This window comes from Vibrio sp. B1FLJ16, from assembly GCF_905175385.1.
Classification (GTDB): Bacteria; Pseudomonadota; Gammaproteobacteria; order Enterobacterales; family Vibrionaceae; genus Vibrio.
Genome location: NZ_HG992749.1, coordinates 432,813 through 450,584, shown reverse-complemented (window position 1 = coordinate 450,584; position 17,772 = coordinate 432,813). Strand labels below are relative to the sequence as shown.

The 17,772-nt window shown below is 46.3% G+C and carries 16 protein-coding genes; 4 read left to right on the top strand and 12 right to left on the bottom strand.

Going from position 1 to position 17,772, the window contains the following annotated elements:
- Window positions 1-69: 69 nt before the first annotated feature.
- The 6 genes from KHN79_RS02105 to zapE all read right to left on the bottom strand — a co-directional run bounded on the left by KHN79_RS02105 (window position 70) and on the right by zapE (window position 5,399).
- Entirely contained in the window at window positions 70-807 is a 738-nt protein-coding gene (locus KHN79_RS02105) for a cytochrome c1 (protein ID WP_182009600.1), read from the bottom strand.
- Complete coding sequence (locus tag KHN79_RS02100) at window positions 804-2,069, bottom strand: cytochrome bc complex cytochrome b subunit (protein WP_182009602.1); 1,266 nt, start codon at window positions 2,067-2,069, stop codon at window positions 804-806. Before KHN79_RS02100 ends, KHN79_RS02105 begins: the two co-directional genes overlap by 4 nt.
- On the bottom strand, window positions 2,069-2,659 hold the full coding sequence (gene petA / locus KHN79_RS02095) for a ubiquinol-cytochrome c reductase iron-sulfur subunit (protein WP_182009604.1): 591 nt from the start codon (window positions 2,657-2,659) through the stop codon (window positions 2,069-2,071). Before petA ends, KHN79_RS02100 begins: the two co-directional genes overlap by 1 nt.
- 547 nt (window positions 2,660-3,206) lie before the next feature.
- A complete protein-coding gene (rpsI, locus tag KHN79_RS02090) occupies window positions 3,207-3,599 on the bottom strand; it encodes a 30S ribosomal protein S9 (protein ID WP_005458217.1) in 393 nt (130 codons plus the stop codon).
- A gap of 15 nt (window positions 3,600-3,614) precedes the next feature.
- The gene (gene rplM, locus KHN79_RS02085; protein ID WP_005372872.1) at window positions 3,615-4,043 is read right to left on the bottom strand and encodes a 50S ribosomal protein L13; all 429 of its coding nucleotides are present in this window, start codon (window positions 4,041-4,043) and stop codon (window positions 3,615-3,617) included.
- Between the two features lie 252 nt (window positions 4,044-4,295).
- A complete protein-coding gene (zapE, locus tag KHN79_RS02080; RefSeq protein ID WP_182009606.1) occupies window positions 4,296-5,399 on the bottom strand; it encodes a cell division protein ZapE in 1,104 nt (367 codons plus the stop codon).
- 194 nt (window positions 5,400-5,593) lie between these two features.
- Here zapE and zapG point away from each other — a divergent pair, with 194 nt between their 5' ends.
- The 3 genes from zapG to degS all read left to right on the top strand — a co-directional run bounded on the left by zapG (window position 5,594) and on the right by degS (window position 8,909).
- Window positions 5,594-6,037, top strand: a complete 444-nt coding sequence (gene zapG, locus KHN79_RS02075; RefSeq protein WP_182009608.1) for a Z-ring associated protein ZapG — start codon at window positions 5,594-5,596, stop codon at window positions 6,035-6,037.
- A gap of 242 nt (window positions 6,038-6,279) precedes the next feature.
- Window positions 6,280-7,647: a DegQ family serine endoprotease gene (locus KHN79_RS02070; RefSeq protein ID WP_182009610.1), complete on the top strand. Its 1,368-nt coding sequence runs from the start codon at window positions 6,280-6,282 to the stop codon at window positions 7,645-7,647.
- A 197-nt stretch (window positions 7,648-7,844) separates the two neighbouring features.
- The gene (degS, locus tag KHN79_RS02065; protein WP_182009612.1) at window positions 7,845-8,909 is read left to right on the top strand and encodes an outer membrane-stress sensor serine endopeptidase DegS; all 1,065 of its coding nucleotides are present in this window, start codon (window positions 7,845-7,847) and stop codon (window positions 8,907-8,909) included.
- A gap of 32 nt (window positions 8,910-8,941) precedes the next feature.
- Here the strand turns inward: degS and parC are convergent, their stop codons facing one another.
- From parC to nudF, 6 genes are all read right to left on the bottom strand, one after another.
- A complete protein-coding gene (parC, locus tag KHN79_RS02060; RefSeq protein ID WP_182009614.1) occupies window positions 8,942-11,227 on the bottom strand; it encodes a DNA topoisomerase IV subunit A in 2,286 nt (761 codons plus the stop codon).
- 3 nt (window positions 11,228-11,230) lie between these two features.
- Complete coding sequence (gene parE, locus KHN79_RS02055; protein ID WP_182009616.1) at window positions 11,231-13,111, bottom strand: DNA topoisomerase IV subunit B; 1,881 nt, start codon at window positions 13,109-13,111, stop codon at window positions 11,231-11,233.
- Between the two features lie 255 nt (window positions 13,112-13,366).
- The gene (gene yqiA / locus KHN79_RS02050) at window positions 13,367-13,951 is read right to left on the bottom strand and encodes an esterase YqiA (RefSeq protein WP_182009618.1); all 585 of its coding nucleotides are present in this window, start codon (window positions 13,949-13,951) and stop codon (window positions 13,367-13,369) included.
- Between the two features lie 48 nt (window positions 13,952-13,999).
- Entirely contained in the window at window positions 14,000-14,806 is an 807-nt protein-coding gene (cpdA, locus tag KHN79_RS02045) for a 3',5'-cyclic-AMP phosphodiesterase (protein ID WP_182009620.1), read from the bottom strand.
- Between the two features lie 46 nt (window positions 14,807-14,852).
- A complete protein-coding gene (locus KHN79_RS02040) occupies window positions 14,853-15,314 on the bottom strand; it encodes a DUF1249 family protein (protein WP_182009622.1) in 462 nt (153 codons plus the stop codon).
- Complete coding sequence (gene nudF / locus KHN79_RS02035) at window positions 15,314-15,964, bottom strand: ADP-ribose diphosphatase (RefSeq protein WP_182009624.1); 651 nt, start codon at window positions 15,962-15,964, stop codon at window positions 15,314-15,316. Before nudF ends, KHN79_RS02040 begins: the two co-directional genes overlap by 1 nt.
- A gap of 230 nt (window positions 15,965-16,194) precedes the next feature.
- On the opposite strand from nudF, the gene tolC reads away from it, so the two are divergent.
- Window positions 16,195-17,511, top strand: coding sequence for an outer membrane channel protein TolC (gene tolC / locus KHN79_RS02030; protein WP_182009626.1), 1,317 nt, complete (start codon window positions 16,195-16,197; stop codon window positions 17,509-17,511).
- The last annotated feature ends 261 nt before the right edge of the window (window positions 17,512-17,772 follow it).

The following is a 17,772-nucleotide window of genomic DNA, read 5'->3' as shown; positions in this document are numbered from 1 at the left end:
AAACAATGGAGGCTTAGCCTCCATTGTAGATTAATCAAAATTGGGAATTAGCACGATATTTTAGCACAATTAATGCACATCACGCCAATACTCTTTCTTCAGCAGCACAACAATGATAGTAAGGATAACTAGGAAGCCCATTACCCACCAACCAATTGAGTGACGCTCTAACTGCACCGGGTCACCAGAATAAACTAAGAAGTTAACCAGATCGCCTACCGCTTTGTCGTATTCGCCAGTGCTCAGCTCACCAGTACCGTCTGTTTCTGTACCAACAACAATTTGTACTTCTTCACCGTCAACATGCTTCGTACCGTAAACTGGCGTTGGAATACCTTGCAGCTCTTCGAGTACATGTGGCATACCAACACTCGGGAATACAATGTTGTTCACGCCAAACGGACGAGATGGATCCACGTAGAAAGAGCGTAAGTATGTGTATAACCAGTCAGCACCACGAACACGAGCAACCAGGGTCAAATCCGGTGGCGGAGCACCAAACCAGTTTGCCGCTTGCTTAGGTGGCATAGAGTTAACCATCAGATCACCGATTTTCGCCTCTGGGTTGAAAATCAGGTTCTCCTTCATCAGGTCTGCTGGTATTTCCAAATCTGTTGCGACACGCTCATAACGCTGGTATTGCGTTGAGTGACAGCCAAAACAGTAGTTCATGAATAGCTTCGCGCCGTTTTGCAGCGAAGCTTTATCCGTTAAGTCCACGTGCGCTTTATCTAGAGGCACGCTGGCACCCGCTGCCATCGCTAGAGATGGCAACATAGCAAATAGAATTACAATCCACTTCTTCATTTGAATGTCACCCTCTCTGGTAATGGTTTGGTTGCTTCATTTTTGCTGTAGAAGAACAGCAGTACAAAGAACATGAAGTAACACAAGCTAAAGATCTGAGATAGTAGTGTGTACAGCGGCGTTGCCGGCAGTGCACCTAAAATACCAAGAGCAATAAAGGCGATAGTGAACTGAATAATATTCAGCAGGTGGATCTTGCTACGGTAACGGTACGAACGTACTTTACAGCGATCCAACCACGGAAGAACGAACAGTACTGCAATAGACGCGCCCATCAGGATAACACCCAATAGCTTGTCAGGAACCGCACGCAAGATTGCGTAGAACGGCGTGAAGTACCATACAGGAGCAATGTGCTCAGGTGTCTTCAGAGGGTTTGCTGCTTCAAAGTTAGGCGGCTCAAGGAAGTATCCACCCATTTCCGGGTTAAAGAACAGCACATAACAGAATAAGAACAAGAAGCCGGCAACACCAACCAAATCCTTAACCGTGCCATACGGATGGAAAGGAATAGAGTCAATGATGTCGTATTTCTTAGAGTAGTAATCGTGGAACTTGAACTGTGTCTGGTAATCGTCGCCCATCGTGCCTTTTGGCAGTTTAGTTTCGATACCGTCAGGGTTGTTCGAGCCTACTTCATGCAGTGCCAACACGTGAAGAACTACCAGAAGAAGTAGTACGATTGGTAGTGCAATAACGTGAAGTGCGAAGAAACGGTTCAGCGTTGCACCAGAGATGATGTAGTCACCACGGATCCAAAGCGTTAAATCATCACCGATAACTGGAATCGCACCAAACAGTGAAATGATTACCTGTGCACCCCAGTATGACATCTGCCCCCATGGTAGTAAGTAACCCATGAAAGCTTCCGCCATCAGAACCAGGAAGATCAACATACCGAAGATCCACAGTAGTTCACGAGGTTTCTGGTAAGAGCCGTAGATAAGACCACGGAACATGTGCAGGTAGACAACAACAAAGAATGCTGAAGCGCCGGTAGAGTGCATGTAACGCAACAACCAGCCGTACTCAACATCACGCATGATGTATTCAACAGACGCAAACGCACCTTCACCAGAAGGAACGTAGTTCATCGTTAGCCAAATACCGGTAAGGATTTGGTTAACCAGAACCAACATAGCCAGAGAACCAAAAAGGTACCAAAAGTTGAAGTTCTTCGGCATCGGGTATTCAGACAAATGCTTCTTGTAAGCATTCATGGCTGGAATACGTTTTTCTACCCAGTCTAACAGTGCTTGCATTATGCATCCCCCTCATCAATACCGATAACGAGTTTCGTGTCACTTAGGTACATATGCTTAGGAATAACAAGGTTCAACGGTGCAGGAACACCCTGGAACACTCGACCAGCCATATCAAATTTAGAACCGTGACAAGGACAGAAGAAGCCAGACTTAACGCCCTGAACTTGCTCTGAGAAAGAGTCCGGTAGATAGGTAGGTGAACAGCCTAAGTGTGTACAGAAGCCAACAGCTACAAAAAACTCAGGTTTGATCGAGCGGTACTCGTTCTGAGCGTATGCTGGCTGCTGTTCCATTTCAGATTGAGGATCACGAAGCTTATCATTGATAGTCTTCAGGTTATCCATCACTTCCTGAGTGCGGCGTACAATCCATACAGGCTTGCCCTGCCACTCAACACGAACCATCTGGCCCGGTTCAATTTTACTGATATCCACTTCCACCGGTGCACCCGCAGCTTTTGCTTTGGCACTCGGATTCCATGATTTTATAAAAGGAACGGCGACGGCAGCTGCCCCTAAACCACCAACAACTGCCGTTGTAGCGGTTAGAAAACGCCTGCGACCGTTATTTAAAGGCGCGTTGCTCATCCAAACATTCTCCCATTTGCTCCCTTGGATAGTTATTATTCCGCTTATAAGAGCATGGCTAACACATAATGAATTTTGTTCTAGTAATGGGGGGAAATGATAAAGAAAACCCTACTTTTTGACAAGATAAAGCTACCTTTTTGTAACATCCGTGAGGCAAATCGCCCGTGTCGTCACAAAAGCGGCAAATTTATAAATGTTTGATGTGATTTGTAACAAGAAAGCAGAAGCATGAGGCCTGACAAAACACGCTACGTGCCTTTTATATCAGATGTTTTCAGCAAATTATGCAGGAAAGTAATTTATAAGAAATGAGAATTCGGTGACTTCCATAATAAAAATTATGTAGCACACAAATTAAGGGAAAAATGAATGATGATTAAGAGAAAATATGCCCGGATATCCCGAAACTTAGAAAAAGAATAATATCGAGACAGAGTGCTGTTTTTTACGGTCGAATAAAAACAAAAAGCCCGGCATATAGCCAGGCTTTTGGTGCACAGTTTCCAGAATAACTCTGGAAAGCATAATTTCCGATAATTGGAAATTAACGCTTAGAGAACTGTGGACGACGACGTGCTTTACGTAGACCAACTTTCTTACGTTCAACGCAACGAGCGTCACGAGTAACGTAACCAGCTGCACGTAGAGCAGGACGTAGAGACTCATCGTATTCCATAAGCGCGCGAGTGATACCGTGACGGATAGCACCAGCTTGACCAGAAATACCGCCGCCTTTAACTGTTACGTAAAGGTCTAGCTTCTCAGTTAGTTCAACTAGCTCTAGAGGTTGCTTAACAACCATGCGAGAAGTTGGACGACCGAAGTATTCATCAAGGCTACGCTTGTTTACTACAATGTTGCCGCTGCCTGGTTTAATAAAAACACGTGCAGCTGAGCTTTTGCGACGGCCAGTGCCGTAGTATTGATTCTCTGCCATTTTCGAAATCCCCAATTAGATGTCTAGTACTTGTGGTTGTTGAGCAACATGGTTGTGCTCAGCGCCTGCGTAAACTTTAAGCTTACGGTACATAGCACGGCCTAGAGGACCACGTGGAAGCATGCCTTTAACTGCAAGCTCAAGAGCCATCTCAGGTTTACGATCGATCAACTTTTCAAAAGTGATAGATTTTAGACCACCTGGGAATTCAGAGTGACGGTAGTACACTTTGTTCTTAGCTTTGTTACCAGTTACAGCAACTTTCTCAGCGTTGATAACGATGATGTAATCACCAGTGTCAACGTGAGGAGTGTATTCAGCTTTATGTTTGCCACGTAGGCGAGATGCAATTTCACTTGCTAGACGGCCAAGAGTTTTACCTTCAGCGTCTACAACGTACCAGTCGCGTTTTACAGTTTCTGGTTTAGCAACGAAAGTTTTCATGCTAATAATAACCCGTTAATTAAAATTTAAACTTTAAGGAACACCCTCTTGGTGCTCCCACACTGTCTAAGAGCCCAGTCATCACCCCTTCGAGTCGTTGGTACTCTCGACCTTCTTTAGTCGAAATAACTTCGATAATCCGGTCTGCAGTAACGGTGGGTCGCAGGATTATAGAGAAGAGCGAAGAAAAAATCACCTTTTTTTGCGCCAAATCACTAATTTTTTCTTCACTTTTTTATGAACCGGACAGATTTAAGCTAAATGCTCTCTGGCAAGGTACTCATGGCTCTGCATTTCAGTCAAACGGGATAAACAGCGTTTAAACTCAAACTCCAGTTGCCCCTCGGTATATAAGCTATCCATAGGCACTTCCGCCGAAATAATCAGCTTCACATGACGCTCGTAAAACTCATCCACCAACGCAATAAACCGTCTGGCAGCATCATCAATTTTGCCACTCATCTGCTGGACGTCGGCCAGTAATACTGTGTGGTAAAACCGCGAAATTTCAATGTAGTCATTCTGGCTTCGCATGGTCTGGCATAACTGTGCAAAAGAAGCGTGCAAAACACCGTCACTGGCTTCAATCACGTCAATATTGCGATGGTTAATTTCAATCTGGTGAGCGACACTCTTTCGCTCTCCGGTTAACTGTTGGTAGTACTTATTAAGATTTACCGTTGCCTGCTCATCAAGCGGATGGTGGTAGATCTCAGCCTGCTCAAGTGTTCGCAAGCGGTAGTCTACCCCGCTATCCACATTAAGAACCTCACAGCGTTCCAGAATCATATCAATCGCAGGCAGGAAGCGGGCTCTCTGTAAACCGTTGCGGTATAAGTTCTGAGGTTCAATATTTGAGGTAGCAACCAGTACCATCTGGCGTTTGAACATTTCTTGTAATAGCGTGGCAAGAATCATTGCATCTGTAATGTCAGAAACAAAAAATTCATCAAAGCACACCACGTCTGATTCTTTTTTAAACTGATCAGCGACTTTCGACAGCGGGTTTTCCACATCCCCTAACCGCTTTAACTCATCATGAACCCGATACATAAAGCGATGAAAGTGTACGCGCATCTTTCGCTCTGTTGGCAATGCATCAAAGAATGCATCCATTAAGTAAGTCTTGCCGCGCCCTACTCCGCCCCAAAAGTACAGGCCTTTTGGCGGCTGAGGTATTTGCGTTTTTTTACCCATGAGTTTCTGCCATTTAGAAAGCTCAGGCGCTGGCGCAGACTGAAATGCAACAATAGCATGGTAAAGCTTATCCAACGCAGCGACCGCTTTATGTTGTGCTTCGTCTCGCTGAAATCCATTTTCTGCTATATCATTTTGATATCGTTCTAGTGGTGTCATCGCATTAAGTCGTATTAGAGGTACACGGAGATTGTCACCTCGGGGGCAATGTCAGAATAGAGTAAATTAGTTCGATGTCCCCGAAGACATACTTCTATTTTTCTTTATTGGCTCTTGAAGCCATAGTACCATGGACTGGCACCTCGTGTAACTAAGTAGTAAAAGACTTGTTAAAACAAATATAAGGAGCAGTTATGCCTTGGATTCATGCCATTGTGGGTTTGCTGGTCGGTACAATCATAGGCGTAGTCGTTAGTCGACTCACCATCCCTGGATACAAAAAACAAAAGTCTGTACAGAAAGAACTTGAATCAGCTAAGTTTGAACTCGAGCAACAACGTCAGGAACTCGTTGACCACTTTGCCCAATCAGCAGAAATGCTGGATACCTTAGGTAAAGATTACACCAAGCTGTATCAGCATTTCGCAAAGACATCTTCAGAACTCTTGCCTAACCTTCCAGAGCAAGACAACCCGTTTGATATGAAAACGGCGATGACTGCAGAGCAGATAAGCGAAGACCAGCCTGATTTGGGTGAACAGCCGAAAGACTACGCCAGCGGAGCTACGGGCCTGTTAAAGGATCAAGAGAAAGAAATCATCAACGCTCCTGAAGCAATAACTGCAAAAGCATCATAACTCCTTTCTTCTTCTACATCAGGTCGATACAGCATTTATTTTGTATCGGCCTCCTTGAACTTTTCTTTCCCGCCCCCCTCTAACTTAATTGTGAACTGCTACCCCTTTTGATTATCCCGGCTAATCCCTATATCAATAGTAGTTGCTTATCTTTCGAACAAAAATTAACCGAGAAAGGTAAACAGCCCCTGGATAGTTAGGATATTTCTTTTTGGCAGACACGTTTAAAGAGGAGTTCTTGGATGAAAAAATCACTGCTTGCACTAACCGTTCTTTCTTTGAGTTTGAGTTCAGTTCTGACGCCGATACAGGCTACAGCTGCATTGCCGCTCAGCATGGATGGTCAGCAATTACCTAGCCTGGCACCGATGCTGGAAAAAGTAACCCCAGCGGTTGTCAGCATCGCGGTAGAAGGTAAACAAGTGCAAACCAACCGTATTCCTGAGCAATTTCAATTTTTCTTTGGCCCTGATTTCCCTATGGAACAAACGCGCGAGCGTCCGTTCCGTGGTTTAGGATCAGGTGTCATTATTGATGCGAGCAAAGGTCATATCGTAACGAACTATCACGTAATAAAAGGGGCGGATGAGATTCGGGTACGTTTATATGACGGGCGAGAGTATGACGCAAAGTTAGTCGGCGGTGATGAGATGGCTGATGTCGCGCTGCTGAAACTGGAAAAAGCGAAAAACCTGACTCAAATTAACATTGCCGATTCGGACAAACTGCGTGTCGGTGACTTTACTGTGGCCATCGGTAACCCATTCGGTCTGGGTCAAACCGTCACTTCCGGTATCGTTTCTGCGTTAGGCCGAAGCGGTTTGAATGTAGAAAACTTTGAAAACTTCATTCAGACCGATGCTGCGATCAACAGCGGTAACTCAGGCGGCGCACTGGTCAACCTGAATGGCGAGCTGATAGGTATCAACACCGCAATTCTGGGACCAAATGGCGGCAACGTCGGGATTGGCTTTGCCATTCCTTCTAACATGATGAAAAATCTTACCTCACAGATCTTAGAGTTTGGTGAGGTGAAACGCGGCATGCTGGGCGTTCAGGGTGGCGAGGTCACGTCTGAACTGGCAGAAGCTCTTGGTTATGAATCCAGCAAAGGTGCGTTTATCGGTCAGGTCGTTCCGGACAGTGCTGCAGATAAAGCAGGCCTGAAAGCAGGTGACATCATTGTTTCGGTGAACGGTAAATCAATTGATACCTTCTCTGAGTTACGAGCCAAAGTAGCAACATTAGGCGCAGGTAAAAAAGTGACCTTAGGCGTTGTGCGTGACGGTAAAGATAAGACCTTCGATGTGACACTTGGTGAGTCGACTAACATCAAAGCGAAAGCCGAGACGCTGCACGATGGGCTAAAAGGTGCCGAGCTGAGTAACACAACGCCGAGTGATGAAGTACAAGGTGTGAAAGTAACCAGTGTTGCTGAAAATTCAGCGGCCGCGCAATACCAGCTAAAGGAAGGTGACATCATTATCGGCGTCAACCGCCAACGAGTGAAAAACCTTGCCGAACTGCGCGCAATCGTAGAGAAGCACAAAGGCGTTCTGGCACTGAACATACAACGCGGTGAACGTACTATTTACCTTGTGATTCGTTAATTCTACTGGTTCGCTGATGAACCGGTAAACGAGCTCCGTACAGACGACATTCGGTGATAGAGCTCGAAGAGTTCAGCAGTTAATCAATCTGGTAATCAAAAGGGCAGCATGATCACATCCTGCCCTTTTGTTATTTATCAATGTAATGCTATTCTTCACCTTTCTATGCCATTTTGGCGTTCATGCATGGAGAGGATATGCTTAGCTTTCTATTACGTTCTATCTTTTTAGGCTTAGCGACCGCCGCCGTTGTTTTACTGGCCGTTCCATCACTACGTCATAACGTGATTCCAGCAGCACTTGATCCGCAACCAAGCAACATCGCTTCTCTTGAGATCTCATTTAATCAGGCCGTACGAAAAGCCGCGCCTGCCGTGGTGAATATTTACAGCCGTAAATATGTAGAAAATGATCGCAGCAAGCTATCAACACAAGGTCTTGGTTCCGGAGTGATTGTGAGCGAAAAAGGCTACATCATTACCAATTACCATGTTGTCGCGCAAGCCGATCAAATTGTGGTAGCACTGCAAGATGGCAGAGCAGCAGCAGCTCAGCTTGTCGGTACAGATAAGCGCACCGATATCGCTGTATTACGTGTAGATGGCTCTAATCTGCCTGTGATACCGCTCAACTCAGAATACAAGCCCCAGGTTGGTGATGTCGTACTCGCCATCGGTAATCCGTACAACCTAGGACAAACCACCACCTTTGGCATTATCTCGGCAACCGGACGCTCTTCTATCAGTGATGGCCGCCAGGCCTTTATTCAAACCGATGCGGCGATTAACGAAGGTAACTCAGGTGGCGCACTCGTGAATACCCAAGGTGAACTCGTCGGCATTAACACCGCCTCTTTTCAACAGGCAACCGATTTAGAAACCTACGGAATTTCCTTTGCAATACCAGCTCCGCTGGCAAGTAAAATCATGCAAAAGATCATCGCTGACGGCCGTGTAATTCGTGGCTATATCGGCATCGATGGTCAGGATATCAATGCAGTGACTGCCCGCTTACTCGGTAATGAGCACATCGGCGGTATCGTAGTGCTTGGCATCGATCCAAATGGTCCGGCAAGTGCGGCGGGCTTTGAAAAGCAAGACGTTATTATTAGTATTGATGGCAATAAAGTTCAGGGTAGACAAAGCGTCATGGACCTTGTCACCGATTTGCGCCCAGGTACGACAGTCGACGTCGGCATCATCCGTAAAGGTAAGAAGATAACTCTCAAAGTGACCATCGCCGAAGACAAACAAGAGACATAAAAAAATCCCAGCCTAGGCTGGGATTTTTATTTCTATTCGCTTTCGCCTGGCTCATCCGTAGCGCCGGGCTCACCGAGCTCCACTTCAATTCCCGTTACTCGCTGTAATCCTCTTGGCAGCAGACTGCCTCGACGACCACGCTCTCCTCGGAAGTTATCCAAGTCCGTCGGCTTCAGGCCCAGCTTGCGCTTACCCGCATAAAGCGTCAGAGATGCGCCCTGCGGCAGAGCCATCAAGTGTGACAATACTTCTTCACGCTCTTTCGCCTTGGCAGCCGGAATGTTGATGATCTTGTTACCCTTACCTTTGGCTAATTGCGGCAGGTCTTTAATCGGGAACAGCAACATACGTCCCTGGTTCGTGATCGCCAGGATTTCATCAGAGTCTAAATCCTCAATCTCTTTAGGCGTCATTACTTCAGAGTTAACTGGCAAGGTAACCAGTGCTTTACCACTGCGGTTCTTCGACAGCAAATCAGAGCCTTTACATACGAAGCCGTAACCCGCATCAGAACCAACCAGCCAAAGCTGATCTTCTTCACTCATGATCACCTGACGAATACTGCTGTTAGCAGTGATGTTAAGACGACCTGTGATCGGTTCACCCTGACTACGTGCAGATGGTAAGGAGTGCGACTCAAGTGAGTAGCTGCGGCCATCACTGCCAAGGAAGACCGCTGGCTGATTACTCTTACCACGTGCATGCGCCAAGTATTTATCACCAGACTTGTAGTTCAGGCCTTCGGCATCAACGTCATGGCCCTTAGCATGGCGGACCCAGCCTTTTTCAGACAGTACAACGGTAATTGGTTCACTCGGAACTAAATCACGCTCAGTCAGTGCTTTTGCTTCTGCGCGCTCAACCAGTGGTGAACGGCGATCGTCGCCGTATTTCTCAGCGTCTGCTTTGACCTCTTTCTTCAGCAGCGTGTTCAGACGACGTTCAGAGCCTAGCAGCTGTTCCAACTTCTCGCGCTCTTTCTCCAGCTCTTCCTGCTCACCACGGATCTTCATCTCTTCCAGCTTGGCAAGATGACGAAGTTTGGTGTCCAGAATTGCGTCGGCCTGAATATCCGTAATACCGAAACGTTCCATCAGCACTGCTTTAGGATCGTCTTCAGTACGGATGATCTCAATCACTTCATCCAGGTTCAGGTAAGCAACCAACAAACCTTCTAAGATGTGCAGACGAGCCATCACTTTATCTAAGCGATACTGTAGACGACGGCGAACTGTCGTGCGGCGGAACTCAATCCACTCAGACAATATCTGAACCAGACCTTTGACCTGAGGACGGTTATCCAGACCAATCATGTTCAGGTTAACGCGGTAACTGCGCTCAAGATCGGTGGATGCAAACAAATGGTTCATCAACAGATCGCAATCAATGCGGTTAGAGCGAGGCACAATAACGATACGCGTCGGGTTCTCATGATCCGATTCGTCACGAAGATCCTCAACCATTGGCAGCTTCTTCGCACGCATCTGGTTTGCGATCTGCTCAAGCAGCTTCGAACCGGATACCTGATGAGGAATCGACGTGATGACGATATCCGAACCTTCTTTGTGCCATACCGCGCGCATCTTGATACTGCCGCGTCCGTTACGGTAAATCTTCTCGATTTCTGCCTGAGGTGAAATAATCTCCGCTTCAGTCGGGTAATCCGGACCTTTCACAAACTGCATCACATCAGGCAGCTCTGCTTTAGGGTTGTCGATCAGATGAATTGTGGCATCAGCAACTTCACGCACGTTATGCGGAGGAATATCGGTTGCCATACCAACCGCGATACCCGTTACGCCATTAAGCAGGATATGCGGCAGACGTGCTGGCAACATTTGCGGCTCTTTCATTGTGCCGTCAAAGTTTGGCTGCCATTCAACCGTCCCCTGACCTAACTCACCGAGTAGTACTTCAGCAAATTTAGACAGTTTCGCTTCGGTATAACGCATCGCCGCGAAAGATTTCGGATCATCCGGTGCACCCCAGTTACCCTGACCGTCAACCAGTGGGTAACGGTAAGAGAATGGCTGCGCCATCAATACCATCGCTTCGTAACACGCGGAATCACCGTGCGGATGGTATTTACCCAACACGTCACCAACGGTACGTGCTGATTTTTTGTATTTTGCTGATGCCGACAGACCAAGCTCTGACATCGCGTAAATGATACGTCGCTGAACCGGCTTTAAACCATCGCCAATGTATGGCAATGCGCGGTCCATAATTACGTACATTGAGTAATTCAGATAAGCGTCTTCAGTGAACTTGCGCATTGGCAACTGTTCAACGCCATCATAAGTAATTTCTGTAGACATTCGTTAAACCTCTGCCATGTCGCCGTTGTTTTGTAGCCACGAACGACGGTCATCTGCACGTTTTTTGCCAAGCAGCATATCCATCATTTCCATGGTCGCCGCAGAGTCATCGATGGTTAGTTGCACCAGACGACGTGTATTCGGATCCATGGTGGTCTCACGCAGCTGCAGCGGGTTCATCTCACCCAGACCTTTAAATCGCTGTACGTTGATTTTGGCTTTCTTCTTCGACAGACGCTCCAGAACACCATCTTTCTCATCGTCATCAAGTGCGTAATAAACTTCCTTACCACAGTCGATTCGGTACAGCGGCGGCATAGCAACGTAGATATGACCTGCTTCCACTAGAGCACGGAAGTGGCGGGTAAACAGAGCACACAACAGGGTTGCGATATGAAGACCATCCGAGTCCGCATCGGCAAGAATACAGATTTTGCCGTAACGAAGACTTTCGAGGTTGTCACTGTCAGGATCAATACCTAAGGCAACAGAAATATCATGCACTTCTTGAGACGCTAACACCTGATCAGCAGAAACTTCCCAGGTATTCAGAATCTTACCTCGAAGCGGCATTACAGCCTGAAATTCACGGTCACGTGCTTGCTTAGCAGAACCGCCCGCCGAGTCACCCTCGACAAAGAAGATTTCAGTACGGTTTAAATCCTGTACCGAACAGTCGGTCAGTTTACCTGGTAATGCTGGCCCTGAAGCGACTTTCTTACGTACGACTTTTTTACTCGCACGCATGCGGCGGTGTGCGTTAGCAATACAAACTTCTGCCAATTGCTCTGCTAGTTGCGGTTTTTCATTCAACCACAGACTGAAAGCATCTTTAACCACACCAGAGACAAACGCTGCGGTCTGGCGGGATGAAAGACGTTCTTTGGTCTGACCGGCGAATTGTGGATCCTGGATTTTCACCGACAGAACGTATGAACAACGGTCAAAGACATCATCGCCTGTCAGTTTCACACCACGCGGAAGCAAGTTACGGAACTCACAGAACTCACGCATGGCATCTAACAGCCCCTGGCGCAGACCGTTTACATGTGTACCACCCTGAGCAGTAGGGATAAGGTTAACGTAACTTTCGGTGATCATCTCACCGCCTTCTGGCTGCCAGATCACCGCCCAGTTCGCGGCTTCAGTTTCCGCTGAGAACTCACCGGTAAATGGTTCTTCCGGTAAAACGGTATAACCTTTAACCCCTTCTGCAAGATAGTCTTTTAAACCATCTTCATAGAACCATCTGTAGTCTTTGTTGTTAACTTTATCTGTGAAAGTAATTTCCAGGCCCGGACAAAGTACCGCCTTAGCGCGCAGGTTGTTGACCAGACGAGTCACAGAGAAATTGGCAGAGTCAAAGTACTTCGCATCCGGCCAGAAGTGCACGCTGGTGCCTCGGTTACGACGACCACATGTTCCCGTCACCGTCAGATCAGAGACTTTATCACCATGTTCAAACGCAATGTCGTATACCTGACCATCCCGGCGTACGGTGACTTCTACACGCTTAGAAAGCGCGTTCACAACCGAAATACCTACACCGTGAAGACCACCGGAGAACTGGTAGTTTTTATTGGAGAATTTACCACCAGCATGAAGCTTACATAAAATCAGCTCAACGCCGGATACTTTCTCTTCCGGGTGGATGTCTACAGGCATACCCCGACCATCATCGATCACTTCCAGTGATTGGTCAGCATGCAGGATAACCTGTACTTTAGTGGCATGTCCGGCCAGCGCTTCATCGACACTGTTGTCGATAACCTCTTGACCCAAATGGTTCGGGCGCGCTGTATCCGTATACATCCCTGGGCGGCGACGCACTGGCTCTAGGCCATTCAGTACTTCAATAGCCCCAGCATTATATTGTTCAGTCATAATACGGAATCGTTCTCAATGTTTACTTGTTTCCTGCGCGACTCATTAAATTGTGCGAAAACAGGAAACGAAAAAGCTACCTTGTTTGTATCTTTAATTATTTGTAAATCTGATACATAACAAAGCAGCCAGAGTCCATGACTCTTAAAATAGTTTGGAAAGCATAGTCGGAAAGCAAACCGACGATGTCAAGAAACGCTTGGATATATCAATAAAAACTATGAGCGTATTCCAAACGTTTGTTCGAATTACAAATTACAGTTCAAGAAATTTAATAATCTCTGCAGGATAACGCTCAAAGCCTACAAAACTATGATCACCACCTTGTTCGACCGTTTGCTTAGCCTCTACAAACTTATCGACCGCCTGACGGAAATCTAAAACCTCGTCGTCGGTTTGTTGCAGAAGCCAAAACGACTCTGGTGATGTGATGCTTTGTACATCAAGCGCTTTTAGCTCGTCAATATGGCGAGCTTCAAGTGTATAAGTTTCATCCGTGTATGGATTGGTTTGCTCACCTAAATAGTCGACTAACAACTCGTAGGGTTTTACCGCCGGATTAACAAGCACAGCTTTAAACCCGAACTTACTATTCAGCCAGGTTGACATAAAGCCACCTAGAGAACTTCCTACTAACCCAATTCTATATTCGTCTTTGTGCTGCTCAATAATATCCAGCAGCATTTGCGCAGCTTGCTGCGGAAAACACGGTAACTGAGGCACAATCACTTTAATGTCCGGACGATACTGCTGGCAATAATCTCTCATCAGACTAGCTTTCATTGAAAGCGGAGAGCTGTTAAAGCCGTGGATATATAATAAAAGTGAAGGTTTACTCATTGATGTCTCACACAAAAAAGCGAGCCCGAACTTTGAGCCCGGGCACGATTAGTATCCGCTGGAAGAGAAGTCTGGCTGGAATTGCCCTTCTGGCAATCGATTGACCAACGTCGTAATGTCACCGCTTGGATGCAACTCTAACTCGCGCCAGCCGGGTGATGTAGTATCCAGCGCAAAATCGTCAGAGTTCGGCTTGAACTGTACACAAGTTGAGGGGGTTGCCATCACTCGAATGCCATTATGAAGCACATTCATATCCTGATGAACATGACCGCAGACCACCCCTTTCACGGTGTCAAAACGTTCAACAACCTGCCAGAAAGCATCTGCATCTTTCAGTGTATGCTGGTCAAGCCATGCGCTCCCCACCAAAAGTGGATGGTGATGCAATAACACCAGCGTATAACGCTCCGGAAACTCAGTAAGTTTTTCTTCCAGCAGAGCAAGTTGTTGATCGCTTAAGCGTCCGTGAGGAACGCCTACAACTTGTGAGTCGAGCATAATCACTTGCCACTTGTCACCAAGCAGCACATGTTCAGTTGCCTTAATCTGCTCGGATGGAAGCACACTGCCCATGTTCGGTTTGTAGTCGTGGTTGCCCGGTAGCCAGAAACAATCTTTTTCAAGGGCGCTAATGCCCGCAGCGAATCGTTGATAGGATTCAGCACTGTGATCCTGTGAAATATCCCCGGTCGCTAAAATATAATCAAACCCCACTTTGCGGCGTAAAACTTCTTCAACCACAGCAGAAAAGCTGTCGGCTGTTTTTACGCTCAGCAAACTTCCCTCATCTGCGGCAAACAAATGAGTATCCGTGATTTGTAATAGTTTGATGCTGTCACTAGATGTTTGCAAAATGAAAACCTGATTCGTCCACTATATCGTTATTTGTTATCTTCCTTTAGTGGCGAGACGAGTGGTTATTGAAGGCTAGTGGTGTTCTACTGATGCCACTTCTTAAACAAAACGTCAGCCATTCACCAAGGAATGTGTTGAGTTGATGCTTTTCATCTTTCTGCATCAGCTTGTCGTTGGGATAATCATATTTAGCTTTGATACGGGAGAAGTCTCCGCTTGAGCATACTTCAGCTACCCTCGCATCGTGATAGAGCCTGACAGACATTGTCGGTAAAGGAAACACTGGTGTTTCATCACTCTGACATATCTCAACAACTGTGGTGTATTTTGTGACTTCATTCACGGTCAGCTGGTAAACCATATTCGCCGCCTGATAGCAACGAACGTCACCGACCTCGGCAGATGCAGGCAGCAAGGCATTTAACTTAGCGTAATTGGTCTCATAAGTTCTCATCAGACCCGCTAAATCGACATGATATCGCTGTTTTGCAGCTATCTGCGCCATTAGTTACTCTCCACCGTTTGGGGGTATCCCCACTTTGATTTCAACTCCAGATGGTTTAATTGCAACCACTGTACTGCAATAATTGAAGCAGCATTTTCAAGTTTTCCGTCTTTCACCCATTGATAGGCTTCCTCACGACTGATCACATGCACCCGGATATCTTCATCTTCATAGTCTAAACCATGAATGCCATCAGCTTTAGAGGCATCAACTTCTCCGACAAAAACATCCAACTTTTCTGAACACCCGCCTGAAGACGGGTAATAAGATGTCATTGGAATGATACGTCCAACTTCAAGCCCCGCCTCTTCCTGAGCCTCTCGGCGGACAACCTCTTCCACAGACTCATCCCGATCAATCATGCCTGCAACAATTTCAAACTGCCAAGGGTGGTCATGCTCCAAAGCGCCAACACGGATCTGTTCAATGATCACTACCTGATCCGTTTTAGGATCATAAGGCAGCATTGCTGCAGCGTGCCCACGCTCGAACATCTCCCTTTCGACGATCCCACTCCAGCCACCAGCAAACAGCCGATGTTTGAAACGATACTTCACCATTTTAAAGAAGCCATGGAACAGCGTCTCTTTCGAAACAATTTCCACATCTTGTGAAGTAAACTCATCTTGTTGCTTATTACACTGTTGCATTCAGCACCTCCCTGAGTGAATCTTGTAGTGTACTCATTGTTATTCGCTTGCTCAAAGGACTTGGCTCAACTTTTTGTATAATAGTTACAAATAATTTTAAGTGTCACTCAAATTATTTATTGCACAAGTGGATAATTACATGTAAAAAAGTGCAAAGTTTCGAGTAAATATCGTGCAAACTAAGTTAAACTACTGAGAATTAACCAATCTATGGAACGCGGGAATAGAAAATGAAAAAATTGCTTCCACTATTTATTAGTGCAGCGCTAGGTAGCATAAGTGCATCAGCTTATGCGGACTCTTTGGCTCAAATCTATGACTTAGCAAAACAGAACGATCCCCAATTGCTTAGTGTAGCAGCACAACGAGATCAGGCTTTTGAAGCCATCACATCTAGTCGCAGTGCTCTTTTACCACAAATCAATTTAACTGCTGGTTACGACTTAGTCCGCGGTGATTATAACTCTCCAAATACAACAAGTTATGACAAAAACGATCTAACTGCTGGCATCAACTTTACTCAAGAACTGTACAACCGCGCTTCATGGATAACGTTAGACACTGCTGAGAAAACAGCCCGTCAGGCAGATGCGACTTATGCAGCAACTCAGCAAGGATTGATCCTTCGAGTGTCACAAGCTTACTTTGAAGTACTGCGCGCCCAGGATAATCTGGTTTTTGTCCGTGCAGAAAAAGCCGCCGTTGGCCGTCAGCTTGAGCAAACTAAGCAGCGCTTTGAAGTTGGTCTTTCAGCCATCACTGACGTTCACGACGCGCAAGCTCAGTACGATGCGGTACTGGCAGATGAAGTATTAGCCGAAAATGATCTGATCAACAGCTACGAATCATTGCGTGAAATCACTGGCCAGGAGCACAAAAACTTGAATGTGCTTGATACCGCTCGCTTCTCTGCAAGCGGCTCAAACAGCCCAGCTGAAATGCTGATCGAAGAGGCGAAAGAGAAAAACCTGAGCCTACTGTCATCTCGTATTTCTCAGGATATTGCTCGTGACAACATTTCACTGGCAAGTTCAGGCCACTTACCGACTTTGACTTTAGACGGTGGCTACAATTACGCTGACCGTTCTCAAAGTACAAGTGATTACGATCTTGATGCGCTGAATGTGGGTATTAACCTGGCACTTCCTCTGTACTCAGGTGGTCGTGTAACTTCGCTAACCAAACAAGCAGAGTACGCGTATGTTGCAGCAAGCGAGAATCTTGAAGCGGAGTACCGTAGTGTAGTCAAAGAGGTTCGTGCACAGAATAACAACATCAACGCATCGATCGGTGCTTTACGTGCTTACGAGCAATCGGTGGTTTCTGCGCGCTCTGCTTTAGAAGCAACTGAAGCGGGTTTTGACGTTGGTACACGTACGATTGTTGACGTTCTGGACGCAACCCGTCGTTTGTACGATGCAAACCGAAACCTGTCTAACGCGCGTTATGATTACATCCTAAGTCGTCTGCAGCTACGTCAGGCAGTAGGCACTCTAAACGAGCAAGACATCTTAAGCATCGATGCTGGCTTAAAACCATCGATGTAACTCTAGATGAACATTAATACCACTCTACATAAGTATTTGATCTTTCTTGCTGATTAAAATCGCTAATAGCGGCGTTATAGATTTTGCAATTAGAATAACTAGTTACTGCAATCTATGCCTTGCTCTAAGCGACTTTCCTGTGCAAAAAGTCCTGCGCAATAAGTAGACCACTTACTTATCCAGAATGGTATAAAAACGCAGCTGCTTGTCAGCTGGCGTTTTTTTTAATTCTTCGGAATGCCTGAAAGCAAGGTCCCGGAT